The following is a 23,582-nucleotide window of genomic DNA, read 5'->3' as shown; positions in this document are numbered from 1 at the left end:
TTAGCACCTCCAAATCTTATTGGTAACTTACTTCATCACTTTTAGACACTTTTAGCTGAAACCAGGCAAAGAAAATTAATACTATAAAAAGTAAAATACTCATTGCACTTGCCAGCCCAATCCTGTGATCCTGTATAGCTGTATTATAGATATTTAAAGTTATTACATTAATTGGTCTAGATGGAGCACCTGCAGTTGTAAAAAGGTACTGAGTACTAAAAGTTTTTAAGCATCTTACCATAGCCATAATTGATACTAATAGTGTTGTTGGTTTTAATAGTGGTAAAGTAATATAGAAAAACTCCTGTAATGGAGTTGCACCATCAATTTTTGAGGCTTCATATAAACTAGAAGGAATGCTTCCAATACCGGCAATAAAAATAATAGTAAAATAACCAACGTACTTCCAAAAGTAAACCACAACTGTTGCCAGTCGAAGCATGTTTGTTGAAGCAAGCCATTTATAATCAACACCTCTAGTGCTGGCTAAAAAGTTAAGTCCCTGATTAGCAAGTCCTCTGGGATCAAAGATAAACAACCAAATAACTGCTGCTACAACAGAAGATAAAACCGCTGGCGAATAAAATAACATTTGAAAAAATTTTTGAAAGCTTTTAATATTAGTAATTAAAACTGCAAAAAATAAACTGAAAATAACTAATAACACAAAAGTACTTATTGAAAAAATTGCACTGTTTTTAACTGATTGAATAAACTGTCTTGAATTAAATAAATATAAATAATTTTTTAAACCAACAAAAGTCGCTGGTCTTAATGATAAAAGATTCTTTTTAAATAAGCTCATATAAATAGCATTTAAGATAGGATAAAAACTAAAAAATGCAAAAAATATCAATGAAGGGATAACAAAAACTAAACCCCAGAATGATTTTTCTTTATCTATGCTGTAATTACTTTTCTTTTTCATAAATATTATTCCCCCCAATAAAAATTATTATATTCTAAATTAGATCTTATAAATAATTTTTATTAATTAGGTGGGCCATTTACTGACCCACCCAGATTATATAATTTAATATTCGTTTATTACTTCTTCTACTCTTTCTTCAAGTGTTTCTAAGGCTTCTTCTACAGTAATCTCAGTTAACATAACTTCTTCAACAGCAGATTTAATATATCTTTCCATTTGATATCCATTTTCATGTAAGAAAACTGGCTTTGATCTTTCTAGGTCAGCCATAAATACATCTGTATAAGGAAGTTCTTTAAACATTTCAGATTCAACTAAATCTTTTCTTGGTTGAATAATATTAACTTCTAATAAATATTCTTCTGGATGTGAAAGCATGTAATCAATAAATTTCCAGGCCATTTCCTGTTTTTCACTATCAATTTGAGAGTTAACCATCATATAATGACCATAATATGCTGCTCCATAGTCGTTTACTGCATCTTCAAAAACAGGGAACGGAATAACCATCCAGTCTCCACTTTCATAAAACTCAGGGTTATCACTTTTAATTCTTCCCTGCTGATAAAATCCACTTAAAGCCATTGCTATATCATTATTATTTTTGTTAAAGGTTTTACGAGCATTTGTATAAGTAGGGTTACCTAAATTTCTACCATATGGTCCCCACTCTTTCATATATGTTAGAGCTTCAATCCAGGCTTCTCTATTTACAATTGCCTCTGTACCGTCTTCGCTGATTAATTTTCCACCTAACTGTTCAACCATTGGTAAAAATGAAACTAAATAATATGGGTATCTAAAATCAAAACCTCTTCTTACTAAGATATCTCCATCTCGAATAACTAATTTTTCTGAAACATCTGCCATTTCTTCCCAGGTTTTAGGGTAATCTTTTTCGGGATCTAAACCAGCATCTCTAAATATCTGTTTATTAAGATAGATTGACCAGTTTGTTAGTTCTAAAGGCAGTCCATGAATTTTTCCATCCATAATAACAGGATCAAATGTGTTAGCAGCATATTTTGATTTTAAATCTGCCATACCATCTACTCCTATTGCTTCATAATCGACTGGAGCCACTCGGCCATTAATCATATAGCTGTATTCCTGCTCAATTGGCAAATTAAAAATATCCGGTCCATTATTTGCAGAAAAAGCAGTTAAAACAATATCACCTAATTTACTTGCTTCGTTGACTACCCTTTTGATCTTTACATCAGGATGCATCTCTTCAAATTCTTCAATATACCTGTTTTCAATTCTTGTTCTGTTTGCATCAGTGTGAGTCCAATATTCAATCTCCATCTCTGCAGCCATCACATTAGTTGAAACCAATAAAGCTAAAACAAATGTTAGTAATAAAATTTTCTTCATAATTATAAACCCCCTCTTATTTTTTAATTCATTTTAATTATAAAAAAAGATTATAACTAAATTTTAAATTAAATGTAACAAAAATGTAACAATTTCTAAAAATTCAATTATAAATTAAGATAATATGGAATAGAAAAAGACCATTCTCTAAAAGAATGGCCTGAGTTTTAAATTAATTTTTTTAATTAAATTTCTTAGTAAATAATTGACTGACAAAAGAAAAAATATTTCCTTTGTAATATATAATGTTTCGGTTAGTTTGATTCATATCTGTTGTCGCAAAATATTTTTCTGAAAGTACAGATAATATTATCAACTCATCACCGGTGGTTTTTTTACTAAAACTTAAAGCTAAATGATAAATAGGATTATATCCCTCTTCTAAGATAAACCTATTAAATGCATTGTCATATTCTATTTTATCAGATTGATATATTAATTCTATCAGTTCATTTTTTTCTTCATCCTGAATACTTATTATATCTTTAGAGTTTGGATCTAAATATTGATTTCTGGTATATAGATATATTTTTTCAGCTTTTTTTAACATCATAACCAGACTATTTTTATTATTAAGATGATCATTAATTAAATTATATAATTTCTTTACTTCAATTTCTTCTTCTCGACTCCCATAATAATAATCACCAAGTTTAAATCTATTAGAAATTGTAAATTCTTTTTCATTCCCATCAAAAAAGTGGACTTTTCCAGTAATTAAGTCTTTATTTGAAATATTTTCTCCAGGATAGATATTTAAATTAGAGAATATTTTCCAAAAAGTAAATAATACTTCCGGGTCTGTGATTAAAGTTTGACCCCACCGCTGATCAGTGATTTCGATTTCAACCGGCGTATTAGCATTAATAATATTATTAAATTTTTGCTGATCTTCGATAATGATATTTTTATTTTCTTCAATGTTTAAACCATAATATTCAAATAAGGATTGAATAGAAAAAATTAGAAATATTATAATTATCAAAAAGATAAAAACTTTTTTCTTCATTGCTTATCATCCTCATTTGAAAGGAAAATTAAAGTAATAGTTGTTCCCAGTTCTACATTACTGTCAATAATTAACTTTCCACCATGGAGTTCCATAATTTCTTTAGAAATATTTAATCCAAGACCATGTCCAGCTAAAAATTTATTTTTTTTCATTTGTTTATCCAACAACTTTTCGTAATCAAAGTTAAAACCACTTCCATAATCAATAATTTTAAGAATAATTTTAGACATATTATTTTCTAATATAATATCAATTCTTTTACTGTTGCTGTGAACTATTGCATTATCGATTATATTCAAAAGCACCTCTTTGATTTTATCTTTGTCGATTAATGTTTTTATATCAGAATCAAAGTGATAACTTATCTTGATATTATATTTTTCTGCTTTATACTGCATTATTTTAACACTTTCTTTAATCAATTGATTTAAATTACAATTTCGTTTTTTTAGCATAATCTTTTTCTCACTATTATATTTTGAACTAGCAATAATTTCATTAACCAACCTCAAAAGTCTTTTTCCCTCAGTTTCTATGTAATGCAAAGCCTGCTCAGACTTTTTAGTATCATCTATCTTTTTTAAAATATTTGCATAACCAATGATTGTAGTTAAAGGAGTTCTAATTTCATGAGTCATATTATCAAAAAATGTTTTTTGTTTGTTTTTTTCATTTTTCAAATCATCTATTAAATAAGTTATACTCTGAGCCATTTTTTGAAATTTTTTCGAAAGTTCTTCTACCTCATCTCCGCTGTCAATTTTTATTTCAGATTTAAGCTTTCCTTGTTCCGAAAATTCATCAATCTTTTTACCAAGTATTTTAAGTGGATTTACAATTTTTTTAGTTAATAGTCCTATGAAAATAATAATTATAATAAAAGCTAAAACATTTATGGATGACATAATATATAATAAATTTTTTCTTAATAGATCCTCTTCTATAAGCGGATAAATTAATCTTACTGCTCCCAGCGTTTCTTCTCCTTTAGAATAAGGAAGTGTTAATAAAAAAAATCGATTGTTATTTATATTCTTTATTTTATAGTTCTTGTTTTGCTGCATAGCTAACTTTAGATCATTACTCTCTCTAAAGTTATCTTCAAAATTAGAATTGGAAGAATTTGCTTCATAGAAATCAAAATAATTTGAAGTTTTTTTATAATAAATTTGAGTTCTCATATTTAAAACACGACTTAACTCTAAATTTAGATAATATATGTTCCGAGGGTTTATATCTTCTATCTCATTCAAATTCTGATATAAAAACATATGAGTTAAATATGAGTTCTTAACTAGAGTTTCCTTAACATTGTTTATATTGTGTTTATCAACGATTTTCACTGTTAAAAAGGTTATAAATATCAAAACCGGTAATATTACAATTATACTGGATAAGATGAATTTTTCTTTTAAATTAATTTCCTTTAATAAACTCATAAATTCTTCTCCAAATCTAATTTATAGCCAACGCCATAAACAGTTTGTATTATGTTTTGATAAGATTTTAGTTTTTCTCTTAACCTTTTAATATGCATATCAATTGTTCTGCTATTACCATAGTAATCATAACCCCAAATGTGATGTATTAATTGATCTCTAGAAAAAACCTGCTGATAATTTTTCATAAATAAATGTAAAATTTCAAATTCCTTGGGAGTTAGCTCAAGTTTTTCCCCATTTAGTAATACACAATGTTTTCTTTTTAAAAGCTTCAAATTTCCAAGTGTTAGACAATCATTATCTAATTTCTTTTTGCTTCTTCGCAATACTGCCTTAACTCTCAAAATTAATTCTCTATTGTCAAATGGTTTTGTTATATAATCATCTGCTCCCAATTTTAGCCCCATTAGTTTATCTTCCTGATCACTCTTAGCTGTTATAAAAATAACTGGAATATTTTTTTCTTTTATCCTGGACTGCAGTTCAAATCCATTCATCCCAGGCAGCATTATATCTAAAAGTATTAAATCAGCTTTATTATCAGAAAAAAAATTATAAGCAGTTTCAGCATCTGAAAAAACTTTAACTTCAAAATTCTCTAATTCTAAGTTCATTTTTATTAAATTTGCTATTGGAAAATCATCTTCAATGACAACAATCAACATTAAAGCTCCCCCTTAATTATTTAAACTAATACCCTGATCCCATATTTTTAAATACTCTCTTTTATTTTTAGCAGCTTTAAAAATATCATATTCTTCATTGATATTGTAATCAAAAATATCAATATATTCACCATCAATTTCTATATCTTTACGAGTCGAAATTCTTTCAGTTAGTTCTTGATGCAGTAATGCAGCTTCCTTAGATAAAATATAGTCGATAAATTTTTCTGCAGCCTTTGGATTAGGAGAATTTTTTATAATAGAAACACATCCAATTTCCCATCCTGCAAGCGCTGGAATATTATAACTTAAATTAAATCCATTACGCAACATCAATTTTTGATCATGCAAAAAATTAACAGCAATCATATAATCTCCTAATGCAGCCATTCTTGCTGGAGTAAAACCATTTTCAGTGTATAATGCTACATTTTTATCAAGTCTACTAAAATATTTTTTAGCCTTTTCCTCACCCCAAAGCTGGATTATAGAAGCAATAAATGTAAAAGCTGTTCCTGAAGTATGAGGATCAGGCATCACAATTTGACCTCTAAAAGCTGGATTTAAAAGATCAATATATCTTTTTGGCTTTTCTAAAGCTGTATTTGAAAATTCGTTCTGCCATAAGCTTTCATTAACAGCAATTGAAAGAGGTCCTAAATAAATGCCAGTCCAAAAATTAGCATCTGATTTAAATTGTTTTGGAATTTTATCAGATTCAGCTGACTTATAACTTTTTAATAAGTTCATATCTGCTAATAGTTGATGATTATCTGCTGGTCCTCCTAATATTATATCTGCTCTTGGATTTTCAAGTTCACTAATAACTCTCTTATTAGTATTTTGAGAAGACATTTTAAGATAGGTATAATCAATATCAGTTTGATAACTAAAAAGATCAAGTAATCTTTTTGCTTCTTCTTCATGAAAATTAACATAAACAATTAGTTCATTGTTTGACTGATTTTCATTTGCAAATGTTAATTTAGAAGTTAATAAAATTAATATTATTAGAAATATTAGACACCAAATTTTATTTCTCTTATTAATTAAAGCTTTTATGATCATAATATCACCCTTTTAAAATATTTCTTTAATATGATAATTTTTTCAAATAAAGCATTATATATTTATATTTCTTCATATCTAAGTTGAAACCTTTTTAAAATTAAAAAACCCTTCCTGAATTTAAAAACTCAGAAAGGGTTTTATTAATAATCTATTTATTTATATTCGTTCTACATTAAATTCTTAAATCTTGATAATTTAAAGAACATCAACTGCTAGGATTGCATCTTTAACCATTTCTGCATCTACAGCAAATGGCATGTTGTGGATTGTCTCACCCTCAGCACAGCTTGCTTCAGCTACTTCAAGAATTTTTTCATCGGTAACATCTGTGATCCCTAATTCAGCTAAAGTAGTTGGCAGTCCAACTTCCTGACAGAAATTAATTACCTTTTCGATTTCTGCTGGATCTCTATCTTCTAGGACCATCTGAACTAGAGTTGAATATGCTACTTTTTCACCGTGTGTTTTAGCATGTGTTTCATCTAAGACAGTGAAACCATTATGGATGGCATGTGCGGCAGCTAAACCACCACTTTCGAATCCAAGTCCACTTAATAAGGTGTTAGCCTCAACTATTTTTTCTAAGGCTTCAGTAACTACACCAGCCTCAGCAGCTTTTTTAGCACTAACTCCATACTCTAAAAGTGTATTATAGCAGAGTTCTGCTAAATTTTGAGCTGTCATTGTTGGTGCTCCACCTGACATTGCAGTAGCTCTGGTTAAAGCTGAAGCTGCAGCTTCAAAATAAGTTGCCAGTGCATCTCCCATACCGGAAACTAAAAATCTAACAGGTGCATTTGCCACAATTTCTGTATCGATCATTACCACATCTGGATTTTTTGGTAAGAATAAATATTCTTCAAAAACTCCCTCTTCAGTATAAATTACGGATAGTGCACTACAGGGAGCATCTGTTGCTGCAATTGTGGGAACAATAACTACAGGTAATTCAGAATAGTGAGCAACTGCTTTAGATGTATCTAAAGTTTTACCACCACCCATTCCGATTATTATTTCTGCATTTTCAGCAGCAGCTTTTTTATTTAATCTTTCTATTTCTACTTTTGAACATTCGCCATTGAAAAATTCAATTTCATAATCAAGCTCTTCTAAACCGGTTTTCAGATCAGCTAAAAATAATTCTTCTACAATCGGGTCAGCTATTATCAGAGCCTTTTCTCCCAGCTCCTTTATATAGTCTCCCATTTCTTTAATTACTTTTTTGCCCTGAACATATTTTCCTGGTGAGGTTAAAACTTTTGTCATTACAATCACTCCTTTTGATATTTTTTTCACAATTAAATTATACTACAATTATTTTCGAATATCAAATTAGAGTTTGATTAAAAATTTAAATAATCATAACTTTCTCCAATAATCTTTTCAAATTGATTGACAGGCAGCGGTTTGTAAAAATAGTAGCCCTGAATTTCATCACAGTCTAGCTTTTTCATTATTTCTAGCTGTTCTGAGTTTTCAACCCCTTCTGCAATTACTTTTAAATTCATTTTGTGGGAAAGATTAATTATTGAATCGATTAAAATAATATTTTTAGAATCAGAAAGCTTTCCGATAAAAGATTTATCGATCTTTAAAGTATCAATTGGAAGTCTGCTTAAATAACTTAGTGAAGAATAGCCAATACCGAAGTCATCAAGGGCAATTGAAAAATCCAAATTCTTGAGTTCATTTAAAGTTTTTATTGTACCACTTCGGTTATCCAGCAGGGCGTTTTCTGTTATTTCAAATTCTATTAAATCTCTTTTTATTTTATATTTTTGACTTAGATTTTTAATCTTATCAGCCTTATTTTTATCATATAATTCAAGTGGAGATAAATTGACAGAAATGCTTAGATCACTGTCATATTTATTCTGCCAGCTGGAAAGTTGTTTGAAAGCTTCTTCAACAGCCCAATCTCCAATTTCTCTTATTAAGGAACTTTCTTCGGCAATTTTGATAAATCTCTGTGGAGAAACCAGACCGAGAGTTGGATGCTCCCATCTGATTAAGGCTTCTACCCCACTTATTTTATTCTGATTTCCATTAATTTTAATTTTAGGTTGATAATATAATTTGAACTCTTCTTTTTTTACTGCATTTCTCAAATCTCTTTTCAAATTTTCATATTCTAATTTATCCAGATACATCTGCTGATTGTAAATTTGAAAGCTCAGATCATCAAAAATGATATTGCGAGCTGCGAGCTGAGCAGATGAAATTAAAGCTTCCGCATCTCCACCTGAATCAGGAAATTTGGAAATCCCAATATCAAGACTTAGATAATAATCAATTTGACCCTGCTCCCATAATTCATTAATTGACGCTAGAATAATATTTGCCTGTTTTTTTAACTCCTGATCATCAACTTTATCATCAAAAACAAGAATAAACTGGTCATAATTATAGCTGTAGATATTACAATTTTGACTGTCAAAATTAGCTTCTAAATGTGCAGCTATTTTTTTAATCAAATCACTTCCCTGACTGTGACCTTTAATTTCAGTTAAATTATCGATATTGTTTAAATTTAGATAAAATAAGGAAAAAGTCGCTGCAGCTTTATTTCTAAAAGTGTTGGAATTAATTTTGGCAGTTAGATTTTCATAGAGTGACCTTTTATTGGGCAGTGAAGTTAAACTATCAAAATAAGCGTGTTCAACAAGCTTTTCTTCTTTCTCTTCCAGCTCTCTTAAATTTTTACTTAGTATAAAATATAAGAAAACACCGGTTACAAAGATGAAAATTACACCCTTAACTGATTGAAATTTTTGATAAAAATTTAAATCACTGATAAAAAACATTGCCAAAATATCCGAAAACAAAATCCAGAGCATACCAAAAACAGCATAAGAAATGACTATATTTTTAATTGGTTTTGTTACCTTTTTATTATCTTTCATTATCTTAACATCTCCTAAATTAAAGCCAAAACCAAAAAACCAGTTAAAGCTAAGTTCTTTAACTGGTTTTACTGATCTATGTTATTTTAATTATATAGTGAATCAAAGTTATTAGCAAGGTATTAATAAAATCAGCTTATAACGAATTCTGCAGCAATTCTTCCTTGATTCTGCAGGCAGTTGGAGTAGCAGCTAAACCAGCCAGAGAAGTTTCTTTAAGAGAATCTGGAAGAGCATCTCCTATTTTTTTCATAGCTGTTATAACTTCATCAGCAGGAATTACACTTTTAACTCCGGCTAAGGCCATCTCAGCAGCAGTTAATGCATTACTGCTTCCGGCAGCATTTCTTTTAATACAGGGAACTTCAACCAGACCAGCCACAGGATCACAAACTAAACCAAGTAAATTTTTAAGTGCAATCGCAGCCGCAGCTGCAACCTCCTCTTTTGAACCACCCATTAAATATGTAATAGCCGCAGCAGTCATACTCGAAGCAGATCCACATTCAGCCTGGCAGCCTCCTTCAGCACCTGAAACAGAAGCCTGTTTAGCAATTACAACCCCAATACCTGAAGCTACAAATAGGGCATCTATAATTTCTTCATCTGTAAACTCATTTTCATCAGCTACTGTAATCAGTGAACCCGGTAAAATACCACAGGAACCTGCGGTTGGACAGGCGACAATCTTACCCATAGCTGCATTTAACTCTGAAACTGCTAGTGTATTAGCTAGAATTCTGGAAAATAGATCACCGGTAAGACTTTTCCCCTCTTTTCTCGCTTTTTCAACCTTTTTAGCATCACCACCGGTTAACCCACTCATTGATTTAACATCTTCTTTTAGACCTTTTTCTATCGATTCCCGCATAACCTGCAGTGAATAACGCATTTTATCTCTTACTTCTTCTTCACTTTTTTCAGTTAAACTAATTTCTCTATTGATGACAGCTTGTGCCAGTGAAATATCATTTTTCTCAGCTATTTCAATTAATTCTTCTATTTTATGAAAATCTTCCATTAAAAAACCTCCTTAAACTAATGGTTTAACCAATTTTAGACTTTGAATTCCGGGAATATCTCTTAAAAGCTGTAATATATTTTTTTCTACCTTTTGATCTAAGTTAATAATCGCTGTTGCCTGACTTCCTTTCGCTTTTCTCAGAACTTCCATTTCCGCTATGTTTAAATTGTATATCTGTAATATTTCCGATATTTTTGCGATCAACCCGGGCTGATCATTGTGGAAGGTAATTAGAGTGTAGTATTCACCTTTTAATTTTACCCTGGTACCGTTCAACTCCGTTACAATGATATTTCCGCCACCAATTGAGGAAGCTATTATAGTTGTTTTTACGTCATTTTGATCTATAATTTCTAATTTCATAGTATTTGGATGAACATCATCAAGATCTACTGGTAAAAATTCAAAACTGAAACCCTCTTCTTCTGCCAACTTAAATGAATTTTTGATTCTACTGTCATCTGTTTTAAGTCCCAAAAGTCCACCAATAATGGCTTTATCTGTACCATGACCTCTATAAGTTTCTTTAAATGAACCGTGAAAATATATTTTAACATCTTTTAGTTTATTATCAACAATTTCTTTGGCCAGATTCCCTATTCTACAGGCTCCTGCAGTATGAGAACTTGAGGGTCCAATCATCACTGGACCGATAATATCAAAAGCACTTAAATTATCCATTAAACCACCACCTAGTTTATTATATTTAAATTTTTAAAATTTTTGTTTAAGTCTTACAATAATATTGTAGATTATAGGCTTTTAAATGTCAAGGTTAATCTCCAAAAATTTTGTAATGATTAAAATTTTTTTGTAATTAGGCTTCATTATAAGTAAAATAAAACTAATATTATTATGTGAAAAAAATTACATAAAAAGCTTGACATTTTTTTCACAAGTTGTTAAACTATTAATTGTCAGTTAAAACTGATAATGATTACTGATTATTTTCTAGGCCTAGAATAATATCAAAATATATAAATAAAGGAGATATTAGCTATGAAATCATTTTTAGTTCCAAAGGAAATCCATTTTTCAGAAGGTGCTTTGGATTATTTGTCAGATTTAGATGCAGATAAAGCTGCAATTGTTACTGATGAAGGTGTTATGGAAGAATTGGGCTTCTTAGCCAAAACTGAAGGTAAATTGGCAGAAGCTAAAATAGAAACTATTGTAATTGATGGTGTGGAAGCTAACCCTTCTGTTGATACTGTGCTCAGAGGAAAAGAAGCTATGCTTGATTTTGAACCAGATTTAGTAATTGCCTTAGGTGGAGGTTCACCAATGGATGCAGCCAAAATTATGTGGGCTTTTTATGAACATCCCGAATTAGAATTTGAGGATATCATTGAAGTTGGCTCAATTCCTAGTCTTAGAAATAAGGCAAGATTCATCGCTATTCCATCTACCAGTGGAACTGCTTCTGAGATTACAGCTTTTTCTGTAATCACAGATACTAAAAAGAAAATTAAATACCCTATTGTTTCTCCAGAAATTGTACCAGATGCTGCAATTATAGATCCTACTATTCCAGCCACAATGCCTCCACATATAACAGCAAATACGGGAATGGATGTTTTGGCACATGCAGTTGAATCATTTACTTCTACTGGAGCTAGCGATTATTCAGATGCTCTTGCCCTAAAAGCAATCGAAATGGTCTTTGAATATTTACCAAAAGCCTATAATAATGGTGATGATCTGGAGGCCAGAGAAAAAATGCATAATGCTTCTACTATTGCAGGTATGGCCTTTTCTAACTCTTCACTGGGAATTATTCACAGTTTAGCTCATAAAATTGGAGGCGAATTCCACATAACTCACGGTTTAGCTAATGCGATTTTGTTACCTTATGTAATTGAATATAATTACCAGGCTGCTGAATCTAAATTTAAAGCAATCGAAAAAATCTTAAAAGTAGATAGCTTAGCTGATTCAATTAGAGCTTTAAATAAGAAATTAAACATCCCTACTTCCTTTGCCGAAATTGAAGGAACAGACTACACTAAAGAAGATTTCGAAAAGGTTTTAGCAAGAATGTCAGAAAATGCTCATAAGGATCCCTGCACTTTAACTAACCCAAAAGAACCTACTGTTGAAGATATGAAAGTAATTTATAAAAAATCTTTTTATGGTGAATAGTTAAGTCTAATAGATTATATAAAATCACCAAATTATTAATCATGTATTTTATTAAAAATAATTAGTTTCAAAACTCTCTACTGAATTTTTTATCAAATATTAGTAGGGAGTTTTGTTTTTTATTGGCAGTATTTTTGTTATCTAAAATTAAATTTAATTTTGCAATAAAATACCTGTATAACAGCAAATAAATTAATTAATTTCAGATATGACTTTTTCTAATAATTCTGATATAATAAAATGTATAAAATTAGTAATTGATTAATTTGGGGGGATTCAGATGGATAAAACAACTGCACTCATTTCTGCTGGTGGTAAACTTGACCTTTTGTCTAAGACTCGTTCTAAAGCAGCCTTACCCTTTGCTGGTAAGTTTAGATTAATTGATTTCACTTTAAGCAACTGCATTAATTCAGGTCTGGAGAACATAGGAGTTATAACTCAATATATGCCATATTCTTTAAGAAGACATCTTGGAATAGGTAAACCATGGGATTTGGATCGAGCTAATGGTGGAATTACAATTCTGCAGCCTTTTAAAGGGAAACCAGGAGAAAACTGGTATGTTGGTGATGCCCAGTCTGTTTACAGAAATATTAGTTATATTGAAACACAGGCACCTGAAGAAATATTACTTCTTCCAGGCCACTTAGTCTATAAGATGGATTATCAAAAAATATTAAAAGAACATAGAAAAAACAAGGCTGATCTGACTATTGCAGCCAACAACATACCATATGCTGAAGCCAGCCATTTATCAACTCTAAACTATGATCAGAACAATAAACTAACTGAAATTAAGCAGGAAGAAAAACCAGCTAAAAATTTAGTTTCAATGGGAGTTTTCGTTTTTAAAAAGAAAGTTTTAGTTAGAGCCCTAAAAAAATACTGCAGTCAGGGGGCAGTTGATTTCCATTCAGAAATAATTCCCGAATTGCTTGCTGAAAATAAAGATATCTATATTAGTAAGTTTGAGGGTTACTGGAGAGATATCCGCAGTGTTAAATCATACTGGGAAGCCAATCTAGAGACAACAGAAAACCTGCCGGAAATTAACCTCTATGATGAAAATTGGCCGGTTTATACCCGCAGTGAGCAAATGCCTCCAGTTAAATTTGGAAAAAAAGGTTGCAGTATAAAGTCTTTAGTTGCCAATGGTGCAGTTATCAATGGCCGGGTTGAGGATTCGGTAATTGCCCCGGGTGTTTATATTGAAGAAGGTGTTTTAGTTAAAAATTCGGTTATCTTAAATAACTGCATAATTCGAAAAAATGCAATGGTCAACAAAACTATTATTGATAAAAACGTTGAAATCAAAGAAAATGTTCATATTGGTTCTGGTAGTGACTTTACTATTAACTCTGATGCAAAAACTACTCTAGAAAACGGATTAAATCTAATTGCAAAAGATATAACAATTGCGGAAAACATTAAAATTAATAGAAACTGCCGGATCAATAGAGACCTTAAAGTTGATGAATTTGAAAATAATGAGATTATGAGCGGGACAACTATCGATTAAAATACTAAAATTACATCTATCTAAGTTAAAATAACTAAAGCCGGACAACTAAATGTCCGGCTTTAATTCTTATTTTAATAATTTAATAAGCTTTATTGTTTTTTAATAATCTTCATTACTTATATATAATTTCAATCTTTTAAGATAATCAATATCATAAGGTGAATCATCCTTAAAAATTAAGGCTCTAATATAAGCGATTTTAGGACTTAAGGACTTCTCAGATTTCTCATTTTCTCCCAGAGTTATCTGATGGCGTCTGTCCTGACTGCGGCTGACAATTACAAATGCATCTTCTTTATCTGACATTGGATAAACATAATTTTTTGAATCAAAAACTATTTCATCTTCAGCAAAAGCAATATAATAAAATTGACTTTCATTAAATTCAAAAGTTGCCAGCTTATAATTTTCAATTAAACTATCGAGTCTCTGCTGATTTAACTGCAGTTCAATCCCTTTTAGATAGGTATTTTCATCAAGATCATTTTGAAATTCTTCAATAAAATCTCCATCCATTAAAGCATCGATATATTTTTTGTCTGGCCAGTTGAGTTTATTTAGTTTAAGATAGATATTATCAATAACTTCAATTGGCTGAGCGGATGCGATTAATCTGCTTTTATCAAAATCTTCTTTATGATGCTGTTTAAACTGCTGTAAATAAATATATCCCATATCACAGCTTTGATCACATGTAATATCCATATTTTCAGCCTCCTCATCTATATTATTTCTTTGTTTTTAATTAAAAACCTGCCTCAAGTTCATTTTTCTTCTACTGTTAAGATTAATTATATCAAAATTAAGTCAAATTTGAAAATACTAAGCGATATGTTAATATTAATAATATAGTATTTAATTTTAAGTAATTAAATTTGAAAGAGGTGATGCTAAATGTACATTGATTTTATTGTTTCTGTAACAGCATTTACTATTATATATTTTATACTTTTATATTCAACCAGATTTATTTTAAAAGATTTGAGCGAAAAAAGGTATAAACAGATTAGAGAAAACCTCAAAATACCACTACTGCTGACGATGTTAAACATCTCCTTAATGATTCCATTCTACTATTTATCAGTTAGCAATAGATTTTTGACATTTTTTAATCATTTTTTGAAAATAACTTTAATCTTTTTAATTAGCTGGTTTATTATTAAATTGATGCGCTTAATTAGACTTTATCTTGATGATACACATAAAATTGATACCAGTAATAATCTTAGAGCTAGAAAAATACATACTCAATATAGGATTTTAGAAAGAGTTATTAAAGTCTTAATTATTTTTATAGCAGTTGCAGCAGCTTTAATGACTTTTGATTCAATTAAAAGGATTGGGATTAGTCTTTTTGCTTCAGCTGGTGTTGCAAGTATTATAATTGGTTTTTCTGCCCAAAAAATCATTGCTTCCATCATAGCTGGAATCCAGCTGGCTATTGCCCAGCCAATTAGAGTTCAGGATGTTGTCATTGTTAATGGCGAATGGGGCTGGATTGAAGAAATTAATTTAACTTATGTTGTGGTAAAAGTTTGGGACCGCAGAAGACTCGTTGTTCCTACAACTTATTTTATTGATAATATTTTTCAAAACTGGACTAGAAAATCGTCTTTTATTTTAGGAACAGTTTTCCTCTACACAGACTACACTATTTCAGTTGATGCTGTCAGGGAAGAATTGGATCGACTTTTAGAAGATAATAAACTATGGGATGGAAAGGTTAAGGTAGTTCAGGTGACTGATGCCAGTGAAAAAACAATGGAATTAAGAATTTTAGTTAGTGCAGAAGACTCTCCAACTGCCTGGGAGCTGAGGGTCTTCTTAAGAGAAAAACTAATTAAATTCATCCAGGATAATTACCCAAAAAGTTTACCAAAAACAAGAGTAGAATTTCCTGAAAGTCAACAACCTAAAAACTAGATAAAAAACAGGCAAATAATGCTAATCAAAATAGCCCATACACTTATAATTTGTGTATGGGTACATTTTTTTATATGACATTACATTCTACTTCTTGAAAAGATAATGGCTGATAAACCAATCATCACCGCCATTATATCCAAAAAATTCTGCTGAAGATAGAAAAAATAAGCGCCAGTAGTTCCACCATTTTTCAGCTTCCTCTGCTCCATAACTTGCTTCTAGAATTTTGTAGACTTCTTCTTTTTTACGGTCCATATTTTCCAACCAGGCCTCTAATGTTTTCTGATAATGGCTGCCTGAAACTGCCCACTGTTTTTCTAAACTTAATTCTTCAGTAAAATAATGAAGTAAATCCTGACTGGGCATTGTACCTCCACTAAAAAAGTAACGGGTCATCCAGTCACTCTTTTTCTGGTCCTGGTAAATAAATGGATAAAATTTATGAGAAAAAATATGCACAAATAACTTCCCTTCAGCTCTCAAAAAGCTGTTCAGCTTCTGCATTAGCTTTTTATAATTTCGCAGATGCTCAAACATCTCAATTGAGATTATTCGGTCAAATCTTGCTTCTGTCTGAAAGTTATTAATGTCTGCTTTAACTGCTCGTAAATTATTTACCTTATTTGCAGCTGCCAGCTGATTAATATAATTGATCTGATCCTTAGAATTTGACATTGAAATTATTCTTGAATCTGGATATTTGCGGGCAAGATAAAATGATAATGATCCCCAGCCACATCCAAGCTCTAAGATATTCTGACCATTTTCTATTTCTGCTCTGGCTGCAGTTAATTTTAACATTTCATCTTCTGCCTGGTCCAACTGTGACTCTAAGTCCGGTTCTTTTTTTATTTTTTTATAACTTAAATCATCTGGCCAGTAACAGCAGCTGTATTTTAAATTTCTGCCTAAAATTTTTTCAAAGAATTCAGGTGGTAGTTCGTAATGCTGTTCATTTGCAGCTTCAGTCTGGACAGCAATCGGTTGATTTTTAAGTTCTTCAATAAATTTGGCTAAATATTCAAATCTGGCTTCAATCGATAATTTATTTTGTTTTTTTGCTCTTTTTTTTACTAGTTTTCGGACACCTTTTCGGAGTAAAAAATCTGGAATTCTTCCTTTTGCCAGTATCTTATCTAAATCCATAATAGCCACCTCATTTAATTGTATCAAATTAAGAATAATCTTTAACAGCAGTCAAAAATTCCTCACCATAACGAGAATATTTGACCTGACCAACTCCACTCACCTCAAGCATTTCGCTTTTAGTTTGGGGTAAAAGTCTGCACATATCTTTCAAACTGCTGTCATGAAATATAATATAGGGTGGAACTCCTTCTTTCTGAGCAATCTCTTTTCTTAACTCCTTTAAAATTACAAAAAGCTCACTATCTTCACTAACCCGCTGCTGTTTAGCTTCTATTCGTCTCTCAACCTCTAGCTCACCTTTCATTACTTGATATGACTTCTGGTTTAGTTTTAAAAGTGGATATTTGGCTCCTGATTGACCGAGATAACCATCTGCAATTAGTAGGTTTATTAAATTTTTAATTTCTTTAATAGTATAATCAGACATTAGTCCATAGGTTGAAAGCTGATCAAAATTAGATTCTAATATTTTCTGGCTTTTTGATCCAGCTAGAACCTTTGCTGTTACAGTAATTCCCCAGCGTTGATCTAAGCGGTAAACACAGGATAATATTTTTTGAGCTTCAACGGTAATATCCTGCAGCTGGCGCTGATCATTACAGCTGCTGCAGTTATCACATTTTAAGGGTACATCTTTTTCACCAAAATATTTTAAAATATACGCTCTAAGACATTTACTAGTATGACAGTAATCAACCAGCTGCTGCAGCTTTTTTAACTGTTCTTCTTTTCTCGGGGCTGCTGCATCAACCTGGTCAATTAAAAACTTCTGGATATGTTTATCTCCTGGAGCATAAAGTAAAATACAGTCTGCTGGCTCACCATCACGACCGGCCCTACCTGCTTCCTGATAATATGATTCCATATTTTTAGGCATATTGTAATGGATTACAAAACGGACATTTGATTTATCAATTCCCATCCCGAAAGCATTTGTCGCTACAACAAGCTGAATTTTATCATAAATAAAAGCTTCCTGAGCCTCTGTTCTCTCTTCATCTGAAAGCCCTGCATGGTAACGGGCAGCCTGATAGTCTAATTTTCCTAAAAGCTTATAAATTCGGTTTACTTCTTTTCTAGTTGCTGCATAAATTATCCCAGGCTGATCAGAATTAACCTTTAAGTAATCCTTCAAAAACTGATCTTTATCAATTCCTTTCCGGATTTTAAAGCTCAAATTTGCCCGGTCAAAGCCACTGGTGTAAATTAATGGGCTTTCCATTTTAAGCTGAGTACTGATATCATTTTTAACTTTTGGAGTCGCTGTAGCTGTAAAGGCAGTTAAAACAACTTTCTCATTTAACCGATCAACAACCTGGGCGATATTTAGATAGCTCGGCCTAAAGTCGTGACCCCATTGTGAAACACAGTGTGCCTCATCCACTGCCACCATTGAAATATCAAGCTGCTGCAGCAAATTAAGAAAGCGATAAGAGTTTAATCTTTCAGGTGCAATATACAGCAGTTTGTAGTGACCGGCTGCAGCTGAATTTAAACGTTCTTCCAACTTTTGATTGCTAATTGAACTATTGATATAGCTGGCTGCAATCCCCATTTCTTTCAAAGCATCCACCTGATCTTTCATCAGCGAAATTAGAGGAGAAATTACAATTGTCAGCCCTTCAAACATTAAAGCTGGAATTTGGTAACAGATAGATTTACCTGAACCGGTTGGCATCACTGCGGTTGTATCTCTGCCTGCTAAAATACTTTTTATAACCTTTTCCTGTCCTTTTCTAAAACTATCATAACCATAATATTTTTTTAAAATTTTATCTATATTTTTTCTTTCTGCAGACATAAAAAATCCTTTCTCTGCTTTTATTTTAGTTATTTTACAGCTGATTTGAGAAGTTATTTTTGCTGTAAGACTTAATCCTCTATGAAAATCTCATAGTCTCGACCTGAAACTTTTAAGGCTGAATAATAATAGTCGTCATAACCATTATTGATAATCAAATTATATCTACCTCTTTTTGCATGATAGATATCATCATTTAAAGTTACGATTTCAAGCGGTTTGTGACTTGAATTTTTCCTCAGATTTATTAATTCGTCCAGCTTTTCTTTCAGATCATATTTAAAATAATCATTCCAATAAACAACAGCTGGGTTATCCTGAAATAAAATATAGGCATAACCTAGTTCCTTATTTGTAATAATTGCATCTTTATTAAAATCTCTTTCCTCTCTTTCAATATCATGATTGGAAAGAAAATTAACTTTATTCTTTTTAGAAACTCCTTCCAGACTGCTCATCGGGAAAAATGGATCCATACACATTTCTTTAATCGTGTAATAAAGGGGAAAATTAAATAAATTAAGCTGGCTGTGATCGATAAACTCCTGCAGCATTCGATCATCACCATTCCAGTATTCACCAACCATAAAAGTATTATCCCTAAATTCATCTGCAAATTCTTTGGCAAAATCCCATCGCATATCTTTTAAATTGTCAAGTCGAAAACTGTCAAAACCAATATCATTTTTGAGCCATTTGGCCCATCTGATTAATTCTTTTTTCATATACTCCTGGTCAGAATAATAGCATATTGTTTCTCCAAAGCTATTGCGGCTGCTGCAGCCTCCGCACTCGTGACAGAAGTGATCATGACTTTTAGGAAACTCCTCCTCTTCAAATCTAGTATAAGTCTTAGTTTCGAAATGAGGGTTCCACTCTTTATCACCACCGAGCATATGTCCTAATACCAGATCAGCCATAACCTTCACTTTATTTTTATGCAGTTTTTTAATTAATCTCTTCAATGTTCTTTTATTTCCAAATTTAGAATCTAAATTGTAGTGTTCTTTGATATCATAACCCATTGAACTATTTCCATTCATCCCTTTTGAAGGGGGTGGAAGCCACACTGTATCAAAACCTTTAACTGAAATTTCTTCTGTGATTGAACTAATTTCATTCCACCAGTCATCTAAACAGTTCCAATAAAAAGCCTGAAGTATCAACATAATTTTATCTCCTAGCAAAAACACTTTATTTTAATAATAGTTATCATTAATGTTTATTATAACATAGTTTTCGACAAAAAAACAGAAAACCCCAACCAAAGTTAATTTGATTGAGATCTTCTTTGCTTCAAGCACACAGGCTTTAAATCATTAATTATGCTTAAGCTATATTTATTTTATAATTTTTGAAACAGGAATTCAACTCTGCCATCTTTTTAGCAGATGGTGGTTCAACAGCGGCCAATTTGTACTCAAGACCAAGGTTTTCCCACTTATGCTTACCCAACTCATGATAGGGCAGCAGCTCTATTTTCTCCAAATACTTTTTATCCTGCAGATATTTAGCAAACTCCTGCATTTCTTGAAAATCATCTGTAATACCAGGGACAACAACATGTCTGACCCAGTAAGGCTGTTTTTCTACTTCCAGCAGTTCCACAATGTTTAAAGTTTTCTCATTGCTGACTCCTGTCAGATCCTGGTGTTTTAAATCATCCATTGTTTTAATATCTAATAGTACCAGGTCTAAATAAGGAAGCAGCTGCTTAAATTTATCAGGATCTACATAACCGGAGGTATCAACGGCAGTGTGCAGTCCTTCTGCTTTAGCCTTTTTTAAGAGATCAAGGGTAAATTCAAGCTGCATGGTGGGTTCTCCACCTGAAATTGTAATTCCCCCACCTGAACGCTCAATATAAGGTTTTATTTTAATTATTTTTTTCATTAGTTCAGCTGTTGTTGTTTTCTTACCATCTTTTAACTTCCAGGTATCAGGATTATGACAGTATTGACATCGAAGTGGACAACCCTGAGTAAAGACAACAAAGCGAATTCCGGGACCATCAACTGTTCCCATACTTTCTGTTGAGTGAATATATCCTTCAGCCATATTGACCTCCTTTATTAAAGAGGGTACCGGATTTTTGAAAATAGTTTTCAAGTATCCGGCACCATATATACAATTTAAAGTCTAACTAAATACTTTTATGGAAAGTTCTTGCTATAACTTCCTGCTGCTGTTCTGGTGTCAGTTTAATAAAGTTAACAGCATAACCTGAAACTCGGATTGTCAGCTGTGGATATTCTTCCGGATGTTCAACTGCATCGAGCAGAGTTTCTCTTTTTAAAACATTAACATTTAAGTGATGTGCTCCCTGGTCAAAATAACCGTCCAGGATCGAAGTTAGATTGTTAACCTGAGCCTCTTCTGATTTACCTAGAGCCTCTGGCACAATTGAAAATGTATTAGAAATTCCATCCTGGCAGTATTCATAAGGAATTTTAGCAACCGAATTTAGTGAAGCTAAGGCACCTGAGTTATCTCTACCGTGCATTGGATTAGCTCCAGGGGCAAAGGCCTCTCCGGCTTCTCTACCATCAGGTGTAGCACCTGTTTTCTTTCCATAAACTACATTAGAAGTGATTGTCAGCACTGACATAGAATGAACTGCACCTCTATAGAGCTGATGCTGTTTTAGCTTATTAATAAAGAGTTTAACTACTTCTACTGCCAGCTCATCAACTCGATCATCATCATTACCGTATTTGGGGAAGTCTCCCTCAATTTCGAAATCTACAATTAAACCATCTTCATTTCTTATCGGCTTAACTTCTGCATATTTAATAGCACTTAGAGAGTCAGCGATAATTGAAAGTCCTGCTACTCCAAAACCCATAATTCGCTGAACTTCAGTATCATGTAAAGCCATCTGTACAGCTTCATAGGCATATTTATCGTGCATATAATGGATGATATTTAAAGCATCAACATATTTTTCGCTCAACCAGTCAAGGAAACGGTCAAAGTTCTCCATTACCTTCTCATATTCTAAAATTTCTCCCTCATAGGGCTTAAATTCTGGACCAACCTGAGTCCCGCTAACCTCATCTTTACCTCCGTTTAGTGAATAAAGTAAAGTTTTAGGTAGGTTACATCTGGCACCAAAATACTGAATATCCTTACCAGGTGTCATAGCTGAAACACAGCAGGCAATTCCGTAATCATCTGAAAAGTTGAGGCGCATCAGATCGTCATTTTCATACTGCAGAGAACTTGTATCTTTTGAAACTTTTGTGCAGTAATTTTTAAAGCTTTCCGGAAGCTGTTCTGACCAGAGTACTGTCAGATTTGGCTCCGGAGCTGGCCCTAAATTATACAGGGTGTTTAAAATTCTGTAGCTTGTTTTAGTAACAAGTGGTCTGGTGTCGATTCCGATTCCACCTAATACTATTGTTACCCAGAGTGGATCTCCACTGAAGAGTTCGTTATAAGAAGGAGTCCTCAGCTGTCTGGCCAGCCTCAGTTTAATAACAAAATCGTCTATAATTTCCTGAGCTTCTTTTTCAGTCAGCAGTCCTGCTTCAATATCTCTTTCAAAGTAAATATCAAAGAATTCTGCAACTCGACCAAAGGACATTGCAGCTCCATTGTTTTCCTGAATTGCTCCTAAATAAGCGAGATAAGTCCACTGCACAGCCTCTTTAGCATTATTAGCCGGGCGGCTTAAGTCACAGCCATAAGTCTCTCCCAGCCCCTTCAGCTTTTTAAGTGCCTTGATCTGGTCGCTAACTTCTTCTCTTAAGCGAATTGTTTCTTCTGTCATTGGACTCTTTAAATTTTTCTTATCTTCTTTTTTAGCTTCAATTAATCTATCTATTCCATAAAGTGCTACTCTTCTGTAATCACCAATAATTCTACCGCGTCCGTAAGCATCGGGCAGACCTGTGATTACTCCAGAACGTCTAATTTCTCTAATTTCTGGAGTATAAGCATCGTAAACACCATCATTATGTGTTTTTCTATATTTAGTAAATATCTCATCTATGTCTGGATCAACTTTTTCGCCATAGGCTTCTGCTGCCTGACGAGCCATTCTGATTCCACCATAGGTATTTAAAGTTCTTTTTAACGGTTGATCAGTCTGCAGTCCAACAATTATTTCTTGATCCTGGTCAATATAACCAGCATCATAAGCATTGATATCTGCAACTGTTTCTGTATCGATAGCGAGTACACCATCGTTTTCTCTTTCCTGTTTGAGAAGTTCTGAGCTCTGACGCCAGAGATCTTTTGTTCTTTCAGTTGGACCCTCTAAAAAATCGGCTCCACCTGTATAAGGAGTATAATTTTGCTGTACAAAATCCCGAACATCAATTGCCTCTTCCCATCTTTGACCTTTTAATTCTAAAGTATCAAATTTCATTTAAAATCCTCCCTTTTAGTCTTATAAGCTTATTGGCTGCTTAAAAAATATATTTTTGTGAGTTAAGAACTTAGTTTTACTAATATATCATTTAAGCTGAATTCTACTCTAATTTTAGCAGAATATTTTTCCAACGTCAAATCCTGAGTGCTTTACTATGTTTTCAAATTACCTGCTTATTGTAAATTAGATTACATTTGCTGTCTTTAAGACTAAAATCTGCAGTTAAACAAAAAAATCGC

19 protein-coding genes are annotated in these 23,582 nt (G+C 32.1%); 3 read left to right on the top strand and 16 right to left on the bottom strand.

Features of this window, described 5'->3' with window-relative positions; all coding sequences use genetic code 11:
- Window positions 1-16 precede the first annotated feature (16 nt).
- The 10 genes from ACZ446_RS05930 to sdaAB all read right to left on the bottom strand — a co-directional run bounded on the left by ACZ446_RS05930 (window position 17) and on the right by sdaAB (window position 11,106).
- Window positions 17-928 (bottom strand): carbohydrate ABC transporter permease, encoded by a 912-nt coding sequence (locus ACZ446_RS05930; RefSeq protein ID WP_464394196.1) that lies wholly within the window; start codon window positions 926-928, stop codon window positions 17-19.
- 105 nt (window positions 929-1,033) lie between these two features.
- On the bottom strand, window positions 1,034-2,308 hold the full coding sequence (locus ACZ446_RS05925) for an extracellular solute-binding protein (RefSeq protein ID WP_464394195.1): 1,275 nt from the start codon (window positions 2,306-2,308) through the stop codon (window positions 1,034-1,036).
- A 181-nt stretch (window positions 2,309-2,489) separates the two neighbouring features.
- A complete protein-coding gene (locus ACZ446_RS05920) occupies window positions 2,490-3,317 on the bottom strand; it encodes a DUF3919 family protein (protein ID WP_464394194.1) in 828 nt (275 codons plus the stop codon).
- On the bottom strand, window positions 3,314-4,759 hold the full coding sequence (locus tag ACZ446_RS05915; RefSeq protein ID WP_464394193.1) for a histidine kinase dimerization/phospho-acceptor domain-containing protein: 1,446 nt from the start codon (window positions 4,757-4,759) through the stop codon (window positions 3,314-3,316). The genes ACZ446_RS05920 and ACZ446_RS05915 overlap by 4 nt, the downstream gene beginning before the upstream one ends.
- Window positions 4,756-5,427: a response regulator transcription factor gene (locus tag ACZ446_RS05910; RefSeq protein WP_464394192.1), complete on the bottom strand. Its 672-nt coding sequence runs from the start codon at window positions 5,425-5,427 to the stop codon at window positions 4,756-4,758. The genes ACZ446_RS05915 and ACZ446_RS05910 overlap by 4 nt, the downstream gene beginning before the upstream one ends.
- 12 nt (window positions 5,428-5,439) lie before the next feature.
- On the bottom strand, window positions 5,440-6,495 hold the full coding sequence (locus tag ACZ446_RS05905; protein ID WP_464394191.1) for an ABC transporter substrate-binding protein: 1,056 nt from the start codon (window positions 6,493-6,495) through the stop codon (window positions 5,440-5,442).
- A gap of 198 nt (window positions 6,496-6,693) precedes the next feature.
- Entirely contained in the window at window positions 6,694-7,764 is a 1,071-nt protein-coding gene (locus ACZ446_RS05900; RefSeq protein ID WP_464394190.1) for a glycerol dehydrogenase, read from the bottom strand.
- Between the two features lie 77 nt (window positions 7,765-7,841).
- Window positions 7,842-9,401, bottom strand: a complete 1,560-nt coding sequence (locus ACZ446_RS05895) for a putative bifunctional diguanylate cyclase/phosphodiesterase (protein ID WP_464394189.1) — start codon at window positions 9,399-9,401, stop codon at window positions 7,842-7,844.
- A 136-nt stretch (window positions 9,402-9,537) separates the two neighbouring features.
- A complete protein-coding gene (sdaAA, locus tag ACZ446_RS05890; RefSeq protein WP_464394188.1) occupies window positions 9,538-10,422 on the bottom strand; it encodes an L-serine ammonia-lyase, iron-sulfur-dependent, subunit alpha in 885 nt (294 codons plus the stop codon).
- Window positions 10,423-10,434: 12 nt separating this feature from the next.
- Entirely contained in the window at window positions 10,435-11,106 is a 672-nt protein-coding gene (gene sdaAB / locus ACZ446_RS05885; protein ID WP_464394187.1) for an L-serine ammonia-lyase, iron-sulfur-dependent subunit beta, read from the bottom strand.
- A gap of 318 nt (window positions 11,107-11,424) precedes the next feature.
- Here sdaAB and ACZ446_RS05880 point away from each other — a divergent pair, with 318 nt between their 5' ends.
- Together ACZ446_RS05880 and glgD are read left to right on the top strand one after the other, a co-directional pair.
- A complete protein-coding gene (locus ACZ446_RS05880; protein WP_464394186.1) occupies window positions 11,425-12,567 on the top strand; it encodes an iron-containing alcohol dehydrogenase in 1,143 nt (380 codons plus the stop codon).
- 280 nt (window positions 12,568-12,847) lie between these two features.
- Window positions 12,848-14,089: a glucose-1-phosphate adenylyltransferase subunit GlgD gene (glgD, locus tag ACZ446_RS05875; RefSeq protein WP_464394185.1), complete on the top strand. Its 1,242-nt coding sequence runs from the start codon at window positions 12,848-12,850 to the stop codon at window positions 14,087-14,089.
- A gap of 102 nt (window positions 14,090-14,191) precedes the next feature.
- Here glgD and ACZ446_RS05870 read toward each other — a convergent pair whose 3' ends face one another.
- Window positions 14,192-14,797, bottom strand: coding sequence for a hypothetical protein (locus ACZ446_RS05870; protein ID WP_464394184.1), 606 nt, complete (start codon window positions 14,795-14,797; stop codon window positions 14,192-14,194).
- A 189-nt stretch (window positions 14,798-14,986) separates the two neighbouring features.
- On the opposite strand from ACZ446_RS05870, the gene ACZ446_RS05865 reads away from it, so the two are divergent.
- Window positions 14,987-16,015, top strand: a complete 1,029-nt coding sequence (locus ACZ446_RS05865) for a mechanosensitive ion channel family protein (protein WP_464394183.1) — start codon at window positions 14,987-14,989, stop codon at window positions 16,013-16,015.
- Between the two features lie 87 nt (window positions 16,016-16,102).
- Here the strand turns inward: ACZ446_RS05865 and ACZ446_RS05860 are convergent, their stop codons facing one another.
- The 5 genes from ACZ446_RS05860 to pflB form a co-directional block, all read right to left on the bottom strand.
- A complete protein-coding gene (locus ACZ446_RS05860; RefSeq protein ID WP_464394182.1) occupies window positions 16,103-17,164 on the bottom strand; it encodes an SAM-dependent methyltransferase in 1,062 nt (353 codons plus the stop codon).
- Between the two features lie 28 nt (window positions 17,165-17,192).
- On the bottom strand, window positions 17,193-18,968 hold the full coding sequence (recQ, locus tag ACZ446_RS05855; protein ID WP_464394181.1) for a DNA helicase RecQ: 1,776 nt from the start codon (window positions 18,966-18,968) through the stop codon (window positions 17,193-17,195).
- Window positions 18,969-19,039: 71 nt separating this feature from the next.
- Complete coding sequence (locus ACZ446_RS05850) at window positions 19,040-20,137, bottom strand: alpha-amylase family glycosyl hydrolase (protein WP_464394180.1); 1,098 nt, start codon at window positions 20,135-20,137, stop codon at window positions 19,040-19,042.
- A gap of 160 nt (window positions 20,138-20,297) precedes the next feature.
- Complete coding sequence (gene pflA / locus ACZ446_RS05845; protein WP_464394179.1) at window positions 20,298-21,026, bottom strand: pyruvate formate-lyase-activating protein; 729 nt, start codon at window positions 21,024-21,026, stop codon at window positions 20,298-20,300.
- 85 nt (window positions 21,027-21,111) lie between these two features.
- Complete coding sequence (pflB, locus tag ACZ446_RS05840; RefSeq protein ID WP_464394178.1) at window positions 21,112-23,340, bottom strand: formate C-acetyltransferase; 2,229 nt, start codon at window positions 23,338-23,340, stop codon at window positions 21,112-21,114.
- Between the last annotated feature and the right edge of the window lie 242 nt (window positions 23,341-23,582).

The organism is Halanaerobium sehlinense (assembly GCF_055379485.1).
The sequence above is the reverse complement of the archived record's forward strand: the minus strand, read 5'-3'. Positions and strand labels throughout refer to the sequence as shown.